Annotated in this window: 15 protein-coding genes; 7 read left to right on the top strand and 8 right to left on the bottom strand. The window is 68.8% G+C overall.

Annotated features, from left to right (window positions below):
- Positions 1-168 precede the first annotated feature (168 nt).
- The 5 genes from FF041_RS22105 to FF041_RS22085 all read right to left on the bottom strand — a co-directional run bounded on the left by FF041_RS22105 (position 169) and on the right by FF041_RS22085 (position 2,876).
- Positions 169-363 carry a hypothetical protein gene (locus FF041_RS22105; RefSeq protein WP_153524395.1) on the bottom strand — a complete coding sequence of 65 codons (195 nt, stop codon included), beginning with the start codon at positions 361-363 and terminating at the stop codon, positions 169-171.
- A 112-nt stretch (positions 364-475) separates the two neighbouring features.
- Complete coding sequence (locus FF041_RS22100) at positions 476-790, bottom strand: WhiB family transcriptional regulator (protein ID WP_153524394.1); 315 nt, start codon at positions 788-790, stop codon at positions 476-478.
- A 154-nt stretch (positions 791-944) separates the two neighbouring features.
- Positions 945-1,391, bottom strand: a complete 447-nt coding sequence (locus FF041_RS22095) for an ATP-binding protein (RefSeq protein WP_153524393.1) — start codon at positions 1,389-1,391, stop codon at positions 945-947.
- Between the two features lie 136 nt (positions 1,392-1,527).
- Positions 1,528-1,782 carry a hypothetical protein gene (locus tag FF041_RS22090; protein ID WP_153524392.1) on the bottom strand — a complete coding sequence of 85 codons (255 nt, stop codon included), beginning with the start codon at positions 1,780-1,782 and terminating at the stop codon, positions 1,528-1,530.
- Positions 1,783-2,477: 695 nt separating this feature from the next.
- Complete coding sequence (locus FF041_RS22085; RefSeq protein ID WP_153524391.1) at positions 2,478-2,876, bottom strand: hypothetical protein; 399 nt, start codon at positions 2,874-2,876, stop codon at positions 2,478-2,480.
- 229 nt (positions 2,877-3,105) lie between these two features.
- Between FF041_RS22085 and FF041_RS22080 the strand changes: the two genes are divergently transcribed.
- From FF041_RS22080 to FF041_RS22065, 4 genes are all read left to right on the top strand, one after another.
- Entirely contained in the window at positions 3,106-3,651 is a 546-nt protein-coding gene (locus FF041_RS22080; RefSeq protein WP_323392385.1) for a UTRA domain-containing protein, read from the top strand.
- Positions 3,652-3,654: 3 nt separating this feature from the next.
- Positions 3,655-4,419 carry a GntR family transcriptional regulator gene (locus FF041_RS22075; protein ID WP_153524390.1) on the top strand — a complete coding sequence of 255 codons (765 nt, stop codon included), beginning with the start codon at positions 3,655-3,657 and terminating at the stop codon, positions 4,417-4,419.
- 263 nt (positions 4,420-4,682) lie between these two features.
- Positions 4,683-5,720: an AAA family ATPase gene (locus tag FF041_RS22070; RefSeq protein ID WP_153524389.1), complete on the top strand. Its 1,038-nt coding sequence runs from the start codon at positions 4,683-4,685 to the stop codon at positions 5,718-5,720.
- A complete protein-coding gene (locus FF041_RS22065) occupies positions 5,717-6,286 on the top strand; it encodes a phosphotransferase-like protein (RefSeq protein ID WP_153524388.1) in 570 nt (189 codons plus the stop codon). The genes FF041_RS22070 and FF041_RS22065 overlap by 4 nt, the downstream gene beginning before the upstream one ends.
- 1 nt (position 6,287) lies before the next feature.
- On the opposite strand, the gene FF041_RS22060 is transcribed toward FF041_RS22065, so the two are convergent.
- From FF041_RS22060 to FF041_RS22050, 3 genes are all read right to left on the bottom strand, one after another.
- A complete protein-coding gene (locus tag FF041_RS22060; RefSeq protein ID WP_323392383.1) occupies positions 6,288-7,127 on the bottom strand; it encodes an NAD(P)-dependent oxidoreductase in 840 nt (279 codons plus the stop codon).
- 4 nt (positions 7,128-7,131) lie between these two features.
- Positions 7,132-7,779, bottom strand: coding sequence for an HAD family hydrolase (locus FF041_RS22055; RefSeq protein ID WP_153524386.1), 648 nt, complete (start codon positions 7,777-7,779; stop codon positions 7,132-7,134).
- Positions 7,780-8,048: 269 nt separating this feature from the next.
- Positions 8,049-8,687, bottom strand: coding sequence for a hypothetical protein (locus FF041_RS22050; protein ID WP_153524385.1), 639 nt, complete (start codon positions 8,685-8,687; stop codon positions 8,049-8,051).
- A 1,062-nt stretch (positions 8,688-9,749) separates the two neighbouring features.
- Here FF041_RS22050 and FF041_RS22045 point away from each other — a divergent pair.
- From FF041_RS22045 to FF041_RS22035, 3 genes are all read left to right on the top strand, one after another.
- Positions 9,750-11,207: a helix-turn-helix domain-containing protein gene (locus tag FF041_RS22045; RefSeq protein ID WP_153524384.1), complete on the top strand. Its 1,458-nt coding sequence runs from the start codon at positions 9,750-9,752 to the stop codon at positions 11,205-11,207.
- A 21-nt stretch (positions 11,208-11,228) separates the two neighbouring features.
- Entirely contained in the window at positions 11,229-12,008 is a 780-nt protein-coding gene (locus FF041_RS22040; protein WP_153524383.1) for a DciA family protein, read from the top strand.
- 178 nt (positions 12,009-12,186) lie between these two features.
- Positions 12,187-12,468 carry a hypothetical protein gene (locus FF041_RS22035; protein WP_153524382.1) on the top strand — a complete coding sequence of 94 codons (282 nt, stop codon included), beginning with the start codon at positions 12,187-12,189 and terminating at the stop codon, positions 12,466-12,468.
- Positions 12,469-12,530: the final 62 nt, after the last annotated feature.

The raw sequence follows: 12,530 nt of genomic DNA, 5'->3' as shown, positions 1-12,530 counted from the left end.
GGTCGTCCTCCCATATATAGGGGCCGGGCCCTGGGCACTCTTCCCCGGGCCTGAGCATGGAGAAGGCCGGCCGCCCGCAGGGCGGGCAGCCGGCCGGGGAAGTGGCGGCGGGGTAAGCGGGAACTTTGGTTCCAGTCCCGGGTGGCGGGACCGGAAAGAGGAGGGCTGTCAGCGCTCCAGCTGGGCCTTGAGTCGCTGAAGGTCGGCGGTGGACATGTTCTCGGTCATCGTGCGGACCGCGTCCTCCCCGCCGGTCGCGGCGGCCTGGACGACAGCGCGGGCCTGGGTGTTGGTGACAGCCTGCTGGGCGGCCCCGGCGATGACGGATCCGAGGGCGGCGGAGAACTCGTCGAGAGAGCGCATAGCGATTCCCTTCGTGGCTGGACCGGGCTGTCCGGCTCCCTGCGCTCCGCCTGTCCCCGCCCCCGGAAATACAGGGGCGGGGACAGGCGAAGGAGGCAGCTGGCAGAACGGATCAGGCCGCGGTCCGGGCCCGCCGACGGGCAATCCGGCGCCGAAGGTTGCGACGCTCGTCCTCGGAGAGGCCACCCCAGACGCCGGAGTCCTGGCCGGACTCAAGCGCCCACTGCAGGCACTGCTCCATGACAGGGCAGCGAAGGCGGCACACGGCCTTGGCTTCCTCGATCTGCAGGAGCGCCGGTCCGGTGTTGCCGATGGGGAAGAACAGGTCGGGATCCTCGCTGCGGCATGCGGCGTTGTGACGCCAGTCGGTGGTGACGGGCAGGGCGGGGGAGGGGGCGTAGGTGGTGCGGATAATGTCGCCGCGCATGTAGTCCTCCGGGAGCTATAGGCGGTGGCGGCCCGGGGCAGTGCCCCGGGGTCGGAACGGGGAGAGGCCACCGCCCGGCACGGGCAGCGGCAGAAGGGAATAGAGAGGCAGGTGCCCCGGGTGATCACCCGGGGCACCCGGGATCGGCGGTTACTCAGCCGAGGTGGCAGCGGATCTGCTTGCCGATCAGCGAGTATTCGATACTCCAACCGGGCGCGAGGACGTCCAGGATCAGCAGGCCCCGGCCTCGTTCCGCATCGGCGCTGTCCATCGGCGTTTCGCCGCGGTACGGCAGTTCCTCGGGGACGGGGTCGTGGACTGTGACCGCGACCCCGAGAGCGGTCCGGTAGACCTCAACGACCAGCGGAACGTGATCGCCGAGGGCCCGCACAGCATTGCCGGCCAGTTCAGACACCACCAGCTGCGCGGCCTCAGCCGATTCCCGGTGGGTCCCGTACGCGGTGAGAACCGTCAGGGTCAGGCCGCGTACGGTGCTCAGGCTGGTGGACGAGGCGGTGAGGTGAGCGACGAAGCCGAGATGACGATGCCGCACATACAGCCCGGGAGAGGAGGCCGGAAGCACCGGTCGGCGCGTGAGCATGATCCCAGTGCCGAACGTCGTCCGAGCGCGGGTGCTCATCGGGGCCTCGTCTCAGTCCGCCGGTTGACCTGGGCGAGTTTCCGGGACAACGCCAGGCGCTCCTCCTCCGTCAACCAGACGACGGCGGCGGCCGCGTTCACCGGGTCGTCCCCTTGTTCAGGCGGGCCCGCATCTCCGCGGCGGTGCGCGGCGCGCTCCGGCCGAGGCTGGCGGCCCTGCGGTCGCCGTCGGCGACCAGGCGCTGGATCAGGCTGTAGAAGTCGTCGTCCGGTTCGAGGCCGCGGCGGTCGTCCTCGGACTCGATGTCGTCGATCGTCCCGGCGCGCGGGACGGGCGTACGGGCCTCGGGGTACGGGGCGGCGGCCAGGCGTGCGATGCTGAGGATGTTCAACAGGGGCCTCCATCCAGGTCCTGGACAGCCCCGGGGGCCTAATCCCTGGGGCTGTCTCGGTTGGTAGAGCGGGTGTCCACCGCGCTCTCCACCGCCCGCCGACCGGCCGAGGGCCGGGCGGCGGGCGACTGGGCAGCGCGGGGCTGCGAAGTGCTTGGGGGTGTTGCGGCGCGCGGCCTGCTGCCTTCCGCGCTGGCCACCTTTCGTCCGGGAGGTGGCGTGCCCGCGACCACGGCTCACCTGCCGGGTCGTGCGATGTTGCCGCTTACCGGCTGGGGGCTGTCGTCGCGCAACCGCCGCAGGTTCTGCGGGGGCGGGTGATCGCTCGGCCCACGCGGCAGCCGAAACAGACACCGAGATCTGCCTTGCTGCCGCTCCGTGGTACGAAGCAGGGTCGCTCTCACTTCCCCGCCTCGTACCGCCGTTCACGGTGACCGGATTCGTGGCTCCGGTCTGCCCTTCTGACGCTTCCAAGCCGGTCACCCTTGCCTCAACACCCGGCCAGTTGCCTGGTCAGGGGCGGTAGTCGTCACCCGGTGGTCGCGTCTTCAGTTCTCAAGGAACGTGCACTCCGCCGATCCGGCCGCGACGAGCACGGCGTTCACAGAGGGCTGGGCGGTCGGTGAATCTGGCCGCTTCGACCGCCGCCACAGAGGTGGCGACGATGGGAGCCGTCAGAGCCGGAAGTGCTGGGGTCAGGCCGCGAGCGGCCCCGGCGCGGCCACGGCTGGCGCGATGCGCAGCTGCGCGGCGTAGGGGAGGAGCACGTCGACCAGGCGCTCACGGACGAGCTCTGTGGCGGTCGGGTCGGCCGCGAGAATGTCCCGGGCCGCGTCCCGCCGCGCGCCGGACTCCGCGATGACCTCGTCGCGGGCCTTGGTCTTGCCCTTCTTCAGCGCGGACGCGGCGTCCCACCTGACCAGCTCGTCCGACGTCACGAGCCCGTACATCTCGAGCGGCGTGCCGAAGGCGACGTCCACATCGATGCCGGCGAAGTCGGGGAGCGGCACCTCGACCGCCTCCAGGAGCGCGAGCGTCTCGGCGTCGAAGCGCTCGGTGGCGAGGCTGGAGGCGGGGCAGCGGGTGACGTTCATGGTTGGTGGTGCTCCTCTCGGTAGGGGGTCTGCAGCTCGGGACACGTCGATCAGGTGCATTCGGACAGGGCAAATAGGCGCCTTCCGGCGGCCCATCCCTTGCAGGGCGACCTGGATGAGACCATAAGTCCTTAAGCCTTATGGCAGCAAGGTCTACGGTGGGCCTTACTGGTTGAAGTGGCATGGCATTAGGGTTTCCAGCAGGTCAGTACGACTGAGAGGACACGGCGTGAGCAGCGACGACGCGTGGATCGGGGACGCGCAGCCGTACCTGGCGGCACGCAAACGAGGAGAAGCGGACGCCTGGAGTGCCGAGGCAGCTGCGCGCGGCAGGCAGGGCAGCCAGCAGTTGCTCGCCGTCGAGGAAGTCGAAGCGCCGAGCGCGGTTCGCGAGTTCCTCCGGGTCCCGCAGGGTGAGCTGGCCGTTGTCCGCCGCCGGCTGATCCTGCTTGATGGCAAACCGGTCGAACTCGCCGACTCCTACTACCCCGCGCACGTGGCGCGGGATACTCAGCTCGCCGCCAGCACCAAGATTCGAGGCGGCGCGGTCACGCTCCTGGCAGCCCTGGGTTTTACCCCCGAAGACGAACCTCTTGAGGATGTCGCCGCCGCCATCGCGACTCCCGGTCAATGTGAGGCACTGGGCCTCCGGCCGGGCACGCCCGTCTTGGTACTGACCCGCTTCACCAGGTCCGCCGCCGGAGAACCGATCGAGGTCAGCATCATGACGATGACGCGGAACCTCCGTTACCGACAGAGGAAGGAGGCGAGCTGAAAGATGGCAAGAACCTTCACGGACCCCCGGTCGGCTCACCAGAAGATTGCGGCAACGCTCCGCCGTCAGATCACGCGTGGGGACCTCTGTCCCGGCACCCAGTTGCCCTCTACACCCGCGTTGATGGCAGAGCACAACGTCGCCGGCACCACGGTCCAGAAGGCCCTGCAGATGCTGAAGGAGGAAGAGCTTCTTGTTGGCCAGCCTGGCAAGGGCGTGTTCGTCCAGGGCAGGACCCAGCAGTCCATCTCGCCCGAGGTATACATGCCACCCGTCAGCCAGGGAGAGCCGTACCGCTGGATCACCGAAGCGGAAAAGCGCTCGCAGTGCGCTTCCGTGACGCTGCTCGAGGTCGCTGCGGTCACGCCCCCGTTTGAGGTCCGCCACGCCCTCGGCCTGAACGACGCCGACCAGGCTTTGCTCAGAAAGCAGATCCTCTACCTCGACGACCAGCCCACAGAGCTGACCCACTCGTACTATCCGCTCGAGCTGGCCGAGGGTACGGCCATGATGGAGCGCCGGAAGATCAAGGGAGGAACCCCAACCCTGCTCGCAGAGCGCGGATACCCGCCCCGGGCGTTCGTGGACGAGGTCTCCTCGGAGATTCCCACGGAGGAGGAGGTTGTGGCTCTTGAGCTCCCCAAGGACATGCCCGTGATGGTGACGTTCCGCGTCGTCTACGCGGACGATGAGCGCCCCATCGAGGTGTCCTTGTTGACCAAGGCTGCTCATCGGTACCGGATGCGATACACCGTCACCGTGCCCTGACCGGGGCTTCGCGGCAGCGGCAGCCAGGAGAGCCACTAAAATCTTAAGCTGAATCTGCTTAAGGTAGTGCCCTGCGATTGTGCTCGCTGGTTCCACCGTGTCGCGCCCCTTCAATCGCTCCGCGTTTGTGGGGGCCATCACACTCGTTCTGGCGCGGACCCAACATCACAGCGGCTTGTCGAAGCCTGTGCGCACCCCCGTTCATGGGTTTTCAACATCCGCGTACACATGGATTTTGGGGGCGCGGGCCTAGGCTCGCGGACATGACGATGGCGGAGGGGACCAGGGTGGGGAAGCACAGGTCGGGGTGGCGGCCGGACAAACTACGTGAGCAACGGGAGGCCCACGGCCTGACCCTGGAGAAGGCTGGCGAACGCCTCCGCGCAGTCGCGGAGCAGGCCCGTCTCAAGGGCATCCCTGCCGCGAATCCCCAGACCTTGTGGCAGCACGAGACTGGCGAGGTCTACCCGGGCCCGCACTACCGACGTGCCTACTGTCTCCTGTACCGGGCGACTGAGCCGGACTTGGGCTTCCGGAACGCTCTTCCCGGCGAGGAGAGCAGCTTCCAGCTGACACCGGCAGAGGACCGCATCAACGGGTCCCACGTCCTGGCGGTGGAGCGGGCGATCCACCGGATCGCGCCCGGCAGCGACGACGCCGATCATTTGGCTTTGCAGCAGCGGATCATCGACGCCTGGAAGCGGAGGCACACCGGCGGAGACCCGCACCGCCCCGTCCTGATTCTGGTCGGCGGCTTCGCTGGCAGCGGCAAGACCGAGTTGGCCAGGTTCTTCGTCCACCTCACCGGCTGGCCGTTGCTCGACAAGGACCCGCTGACCCGACCACTGGTGGAGCGTCTCCTGGTCGCGTTGGGCGGCGACCCGAACGACCGCCACACCGAGCTCTATAGGGAACGTGTCCGGTCGGTGGAATACGACTGCCTCATGCAGTCAGCCATGGCCAACATCAAATGCGGGATCAGCACCGTGCTGAGCGCGCCGTTCATCGCGGAGATGACCGACACGGCCTGGATGCAGCGCCTCGCCAACCGCGCCGCAAGTCTGGGCGTCGATGTCTTCCCCGTCTGGGTCCGCTGCGACGAGGAGTCGATGCGCGAGTACATCACCTTCCGCTCCGCGGCCCGGGACGCCTGGAAGCTCCAGCGCTGGGATGAGTACATGGCCACGATCGACCTGGACCTGCGCCCGGCGGTCCCGCACCTGGTCGTCGACAACCGGCTGGGGACCGCGGTGACGCTCGCGGACCAGGCGCGGCAGGCAATGGGGGCGATGTACGCATGACCGGACGGAAGGGCGTGATCCTTTACGGCCCGCCCGCAGCAGGCAAGGACACCGTCACCACGGCGCTCACCGAGCTGAATCCGCAATATGCGCAGTTCGCACGGCTCAAGGTCGGGACAGGCAAAACCGCCAGCTACCGGATGGGCACGACGGATCAGTTGCGTGCGCTGGAGGCCGCGGGCGACGTCGTCTACGCGAACAGGCGGTACGGCAACACGTACCTGGTCGACCGTCCAGGCCTGGACACGGCGTTCGCGGCCGGGGTGCCAGTGGTGCACCTCGGGCAGGTCGACGGCATCCGCGCCCTGGTCGACAGCTACCCGGCCGACTGGGCCGGGGTCCTGTTGTGGTGCCCACGTGAGGTGACCGAGCAGCGGTCCGAGGGCCGGGGCGACAGCGACACCACGGCGCGCCTCGCGGCGTGGGACGCAACCCGCGAGGACCTGGACGCGCACCCGGACATGGTCTGGGACCTCACGGTGGACACGACACTGACGCCACCGAAGGAGTCGGCCCGTCTGATCGAGCGGCTGCTGGCCGCACGGAAGGGAGCGTTGAGGGCATGAGCTACGGGTGGGCGAGGCGGTCCAGGGCATCGACGAGCGTGAGTTCGCCGTCGTCCTTGGCGTCGTTCCACCGTGCCAGACTCGCCGCAGCCGCGCGCAGGACTTCCGGAGGGAGGCCAGCCGCGTCGAGCATGTCAGCAGCCTCGTTCAGTTCCGGGCTCCACCGCCACGCGCGGGAAGCAGTTTTCGGGATGTACTCAGGCTCTGCCAGGTATGAGTCAGTGCGCCTGGAGGCGATCTCCATGAGCTCCTGGTCGACACCGTGCTCGCGCGCAATGCCGATCGACAGCGCGGCCAGTAGCCGGGACGTCTTCTGGAAGCTGGTGTACGCGAGCTTAAGCACGGACGCCTTCCCCATCTCGCCGCCCAGTGTCTTGGTCCGCACTGCAGTGCCTGCGAAGAGCGCTTCGACGTTCGCGACTGCGGAGACGGGGCCGGATAGGTACAGCGTCGGCAATTTGCCGCCGATCGGCGGGGAGCCGACCACGCCGGCGTCGACTACGGTCGCCGTCGTCCCCAGGAGGTCCGCGATCCGCACCACTCGTTCCGCGTTGATGGCGTTCGCCTCCACGTACACCCCGGTGAAGCCGTGCGCGGCGACGTCGTGGGCGAGGTCCTCGGCTGCGGCCGGCGGGCAGAGGCTGATGACGATGTCGCTGCGATCCAGCAGCTCCCTCAGCGTGGCCACCGGCATCAGGCCGAACTGCTCAGCGCGGGCCGTGGACGCTGGGCTGCGCCCCTCTGCGCACCACAGGGCCGCAGTTGCGTTCGTCGCAGCGCAGGCGGCGACGGCGGCGCCCATGCTGCCGGGGTGGAGGATGCCGACGGTGGGCTGGTCCACAGTGCTACTCCGGGGTCTCGTTGAGCAAAAGGTTGCTCGCGTCGGTGACATCACCGACGGTGTGGTGGGGGGCGGCGAGGGTGTCAGGCCAGGGGTGCCCGCGCAGCCAGATGGTGCGCAGGCCGGCCTGATAGCCGCCGCCGATGTCTCCGGCGGGGTTGTCACCGACCATCCAGCCACCGTCCGAGAGGTCCCGACCGCAGCGGGCGGCGGCGAGCTCGAAGAGTCGGCGGTCAGGCTTGCGCACCTCCAGATCGCCGGAGACCGCGACGCCGTTGACCAGTTCGCTGATGCCGGTCGCGGCGAGCTTGGCGCGCTGGATGTCGGAGGCACCGTTGGTAGCGATTCCGATCGTCCACGCCGCGGCACGGAGTCGGGCCAGGCCCTCAAGGACGGCCGTGCGGCACGTGACGGAAGCCGCCATCAGGTCGACGTACTCCTGCCACAAGTCTGCGGCTGGCTCATCCAGGTCGAAGACAGCGCAGAGCCGGGCGAAGTCCGCTACGTTCGCACGCTCGGCCAATTCGGTGAGCAGCCACTGTTGGACTTGTGGGCCGAAGGCGTGCTTATGGGAGAAGCGGGTAATGGCGTCGCTGAATGCCGACTGCCGGTCGATCAGCGTGCCGTCCAAGTCGAAGAGGGCGAGGGGCATGGGGGTGACCCTACCGAGCGGCACCTCGTGGGCGTCAGTCCGTCAGATCCGGTATGGCACCCGCACAGCAGGCATCATTGCAGCCTGCCTCCCACGTGACGGAATCGAATGGAAATTCGCCCGCCCTGCGGGAGCAGGAGAGTTTCACACAAACACCCTTGTCGATTTCTTCTACTGCTGTTGGATTTAGACCTACTGCTAATTCTTGCTGCGCGTATAAGAGTTACCGAACCGTCGGTGATCTTTGCGGCGGTCCTTGTGATGATGTGTCAGCGGGGAGGTGTGGCGAACGGATGGGCGAGATGAACTGGAGCGGCCGCGTTCACTTCTTCCTCAGATTCGATGTTGCCCGGGCCGAGTGCTTTGAGCGCTGCGTTGAGCGTCGCGGCGTCCTTCTTCCATCGCTTCGGTGCGATGAGCTTCAACCTTGGGATGCCTTCGGGGCGGAGTACTTGGCTTCGGCAGTCGATGACGGGGATCAACCCCAGGCTGTGTCCGTACAGGAGTACGGGCTTCTGTGCGATGAGCGAGCGGAGCTCGAGGCGCGCGACTGGGCCGAGGAGATTGACGCGGCTGCCGGCCCGCTTCTGTTTGCCGATGATGACGAGACCCTCGAGCTGCTCGACGAGACTGTCCCAGTCGTACGAGCGCTCGTCGAAAGTATTTCGGTAGTGGAGGATCTCGACGCCGGCGGGCAGTTCTTCAGTAATCTGCGCGAGCCAGCTATCCCACTTCGGACTATCCATCATTTTGGGTGCTGCGCTGACGTAGACGCGCACCGGAGTGCCGTGAGGCCGGGCGGCGGCAATCCGTTCCATCGCCGCGGTGTAGCGGCGCTGCTGCGCCGGGCTGGCGAAGGTCTCCACGTCCAGGGGATCGTCGGTCGGCGTGTGCATGCTGCTCATCATGCCGGTCCGGGCTCCTGTTGGTTGACCAGGGGGCGGGGTGCTGTTCGACTGGCGGTGCGTCAGGAAGGTGCAGGGGAGGGGCGACACGGGTGGTGCCGGGGTGCCGGTACGCTACGTGAGGGGGGTAGTGTGTGCCTGGATACGATCACTACAGACATGGCTAAGCCCCGCGAGGCTGCACTCCGGGGCACGGCCGCAGACCAAACTCAGGATGGTCTCGACATGTTGCAGGGTACCCGCACCCGTCGCCAAACACACAAGGCACCCACCCCCGTAGCAGCGATGACCTGCGCGTCGCTCCGGGAACCGGGTGCCTTCGTCATGCTTCCGCAACGGTCCAGTCGCGGGTACATCTCTCCCCTGGGGGTCGAGACGTCGTAGGTAATTGAGGCGGCGCCTGCACTGCAGGTCTTCTAGCCGCCGGGACGCGCAGCTCCCCGGGTGATTCGCAGTCACCCCGGCTGACGCCCCATCTGCCACCAGAGGGTTGGAAGCCCCTCTGAAGGGATTGTCCGTCCGGTTCGCAGCCGGTCGAACATTCGTACTGGTTCTCCCCGAACCTGAAGCCACCTCACAACAGGGGCTTCGTTGTGTCATGCGGCGTGGCCCCACAACAGGAGCCAGTGTGCCGTACCTGTGCGCCTTTTTCCAGCCCACCCCCGACCGTTTCATCCAGATTCAGGAAGTACGAGCTTCCCGTCTGGCGGGATTCACCCCGCACCTCCACCCCTTTTGGGCTCTTTGCCCCAGCTCATCGGCGGCACCGAGTGCCGCTACCCGGTCGGATTCCCCACCTGCGAACGACAGGGGCCCAGCACCAGCCGAGCCAGCTGTCGAGAACTCAGTCAGCCTCGACGCCTGCACAGCACCCCGGGCAGCGACCCCGGGCCGGGCCGGGGCACGAGCTGCCGTGTCGGCCGGGGCTTGCGTGGCTAACCCCTCGGCATCCGAGGGTGCCGCCATGGCTTCTCTCAACAGTTCCATTCACCCCTCCGGCACACAGCAGGCCACGCCGACGGCCCCTGTCGCCCCCATTACTCCGACCAACGCGGCGGTGGGCCGGTGAGCGCCGTGGCGGCGGAAGCCGCCGTGGTGGTCCCGTCCGCGCGTCCGTCGGTCGACGGCGACGTGGGCGTTGTGCTGCCCGCGCTGTTCGTGCCGGAGGCGAGTCAGTGGTTGTCGGCGTCGTCGGGCCGGATCGCGCTGGACGGCTACTCGTGGCTGCAGGCGGTGCACTGGGTCGCCGGGTCCGGTGTGTACCAGCCACGCAGGCATCGGGCGCACGGCCCGCGCTCGTTCGGGCCGACGACGGTCCGGATCGCCCAGGAGCTCGCGCAGCTGTTCCCGTGCCGTCCGGGAATCGCCTACCTGGTGCGCCGTACCGGTCTGTCGGAGCGGTCGGTGGAGTACCACCTGGGGATGCTGCGGGAGGCCGGGCTGCTCGCCTATGTCGCGCGGGGGACCCGGGTGTCCGGCGGGCCTGCGCAGGCGTCGGAGTTCGCGCGGATGATCCCGGAGGCGTTCGATGCGGCACTGGGGATCCGGACGGTGCTGCGGGACGAGGCCGCGCCCGCGTACACGCGCGCCGCGACGGGGATCGGGGAGACCGGCCGGGAGCTGATGGCCAGGCTGGCGAAGAAGGCGGCCCGGAAGGTGCGCAAGCGGCGGGCGAAGTCGTCCTCGAAGGCCCCTGCGAAGGGCGGCCGGAAGGGCCCTGAGCAGGGTGCTGTGACGCCTGTTTCGGCTGAGCTCCATTGCACCCCAATGCAGGTCGGTACCTCAACTGTCTCCACTACCGGTTCTCCCACGCTTCCCCCTGAGAAGGAGCTCGCCAACGGGAAGAAGCCCTCGCCCACCCCCCAGCAGCAGAAGCCGAAGCGCCGTGCGCTGAACCGGATCGGCCGCCGCTACCGGCTCGCCGCCGAGCTGACCGCCACCGTGCCGTGGCTGCGCGGCGCCTCCACCCCGCGCATCGCCTGGGTCATCCGTGACGTGGCCGACGCGGGCTGGACGGCCACCGACGTCCGGGCCTTCCTCGCACTGGCCGAAGTCCCCGCCGCCCGCCGACCGTCCGGGATGCTCGCCCACCGCCTCAAGGGCGCCCACCAGCTCTGGTCCACCAAAGCCCAGCGCGCTGCGGGCGTCGAGGCATGGCACCACGCCGAGGAGACCGCGAGGAAGAACCGCATCGAAACCCTTAGAGAGCAGCGCAGCGCCGAAACCCGCACGGGCACGCCGACGAGCGCCCGCGCCCAGCGCAGTCTGCGGACCGCGATCGGAGCCGTCGACGACCTGCTGACCGGCGACGGCGACATCGCGGTGACGCAGCTCGGCGACGAGATCGCCCTAGAGGCCCTCACCCGCGACCAGGTCCTCGCCGAACGGGCCGCCGCCGAACACGACCCGAACCTCGTCCACGCCGCTCTCGCCAGCGGCATGACCGAACACGACGCCCGCCGCCTCTACAACAACCGCCTGGTCGACAAAGCCCTGCGCACCCCACACCAGACCAGCTTCTGACCCCCCTGGGAGACGATCACCATGACCGACAACCCCACCCACTCCGGCGCCGACCTCGCCCGCCAGGCCCTCGCCGCCTACAAAGCCGGCCACCGCCCCGGCACCACCCCGGCGAAGCCCCGCCGACGAACCAAAGCCACCCGGAACACCGACGGCCGCGACCCGAAACCCTTCGCCGCCGTCCTCGCCCGCCTCGGCTCCGAACAGGGCTGGGCCGCAGGAGTCCGCGGCGGAGACATCCTCGACCGCTGGACCGACCTCTGCCCCCAATACGACGGCCGCGTGCACCCGGCCGCCTACGACCCCGACACAGGCCGCCTCGACCTACGCCCCGCCTCCCACGCCTACGCCACACAGCTCCGGCTCCTCGGCGGACAACTCTGCCGCCAGATCAACACCAAAATCGGCTCCGACGCCGTACGCAGCATCCGCGTCCTGCCCGTCGCACACCACGTCCACCCCCCGACCACACCCTCTGCCGAGAGCACGCCGAGCTCCCCGGCCGCGCCGGTCCGCACCCGCGAGACCGCCTCCGCCGGCTACCACCGCGCCCTCACCGCCCACCAGACCGCCCACCCCCGCCGAACCCCCGACCCCGCCATCGCCGCAGCCGACCACGACCAGATCCGCGCCCTGCGGGACCACCGCGAACCCGAGAACGCCTTCACCGACGCCCGCGCCCTGGAGGACCAGCTCACCGTCCGAGCCCAGAACGCCGCCGACACCCACACCCGGGCCCTCGCCGCCGCCCGCGCAGCCAAAGCGGGACGGCAACCCACCCGCCTCTTCAGCGCCCCATGACCCGCCCTCCTCCTTCCCGCCCCGCCTCGACCCGCCGACCCGCCCGAACTGCAGGCTCAGCAGGCCAGAACGACGGCCGTGCAGGCGGCGCCGCTGAGAGGAGCGTGTAAAGCAGTCACCTCCGGCAGCGGACTACGCTCCCACCAATCCTCCCCTTTCCCCTCCTCCGGAGTGCCTCGTGTCCGTACGAAAGACCCCTGACACCCTCGCGGCCCTCCGGAAGGAAGCCGAGGAGATCACCCGCGCGCTCGCGGACGCCACCGACTCCGAGACTGACGTCGCCCGTGTCCTGGAACTGGTCCGGGCAGCCGAAGCCCACCTGGAACTGGTCGATGAGGGCTGCTACCCCGATGAGGGGAACCAGGTCCACCTCGACCTGGCTGCGGCCCTCGCCGCCCTCGCCAAAGCCGGTGCCCGTGCTATCGCGCTTCGCCTCGACCACGCCGACCCGCGCGAGTAGGCACCCGATCTCCGCTCTAGGGGTCGAGACCGCAAGGCATCTGGTGCGGCCGGGGTCACCAG

The organism is Streptomyces jumonjinensis (assembly GCF_009600885.1).
GTDB classification, from domain to species: domain Bacteria; phylum Actinomycetota; class Actinomycetes; order Streptomycetales; family Streptomycetaceae; genus Streptomyces; species Streptomyces jumonjinensis.
Note: the sequence above shows the minus strand (reverse complement) of the source record. Positions and strands in the feature narration are given on the sequence as shown.

Coding starts and splice junctions, on each gene's coding strand:
- FF041_RS22105 (WP_153524395.1), bottom strand. CDS start 363: ATGCGCTCTCTCGACGAGTTCTCCGCCGCCCTCGGATCCGTCATCGCC.
- FF041_RS22100 (WP_153524394.1), bottom strand. CDS start 790: ATGCGCGGCGACATTATCCGCACCACCTACGCCCCCTCCCCCGCCCTG.
- FF041_RS22095 (WP_153524393.1), bottom strand. CDS start 1,391: ATGCTCACGCGCCGACCGGTGCTTCCGGCCTCCTCTCCCGGGCTGTAT.
- FF041_RS22085 (WP_153524391.1), bottom strand. CDS start 2,876: ATGAACGTCACCCGCTGCCCCGCCTCCAGCCTCGCCACCGAGCGCTTC.
- FF041_RS22075 (WP_153524390.1), top strand. CDS start 3,655: ATGGCAAGAACCTTCACGGACCCCCGGTCGGCTCACCAGAAGATTGCG.
- FF041_RS22070 (WP_153524389.1), top strand. CDS start 4,683: ATGACGATGGCGGAGGGGACCAGGGTGGGGAAGCACAGGTCGGGGTGG.
- FF041_RS22065 (WP_153524388.1), top strand. CDS start 5,717: ATGACCGGACGGAAGGGCGTGATCCTTTACGGCCCGCCCGCAGCAGGC.
- FF041_RS22055 (WP_153524386.1), bottom strand. CDS start 7,779: ATGCCCCTCGCCCTCTTCGACTTGGACGGCACGCTGATCGACCGGCAG.
- FF041_RS22050 (WP_153524385.1), bottom strand. CDS start 8,687: ATGATGAGCAGCATGCACACGCCGACCGACGATCCCCTGGACGTGGAG.
- FF041_RS22040 (WP_153524383.1), top strand. CDS start 11,229: ATGACCGACAACCCCACCCACTCCGGCGCCGACCTCGCCCGCCAGGCC.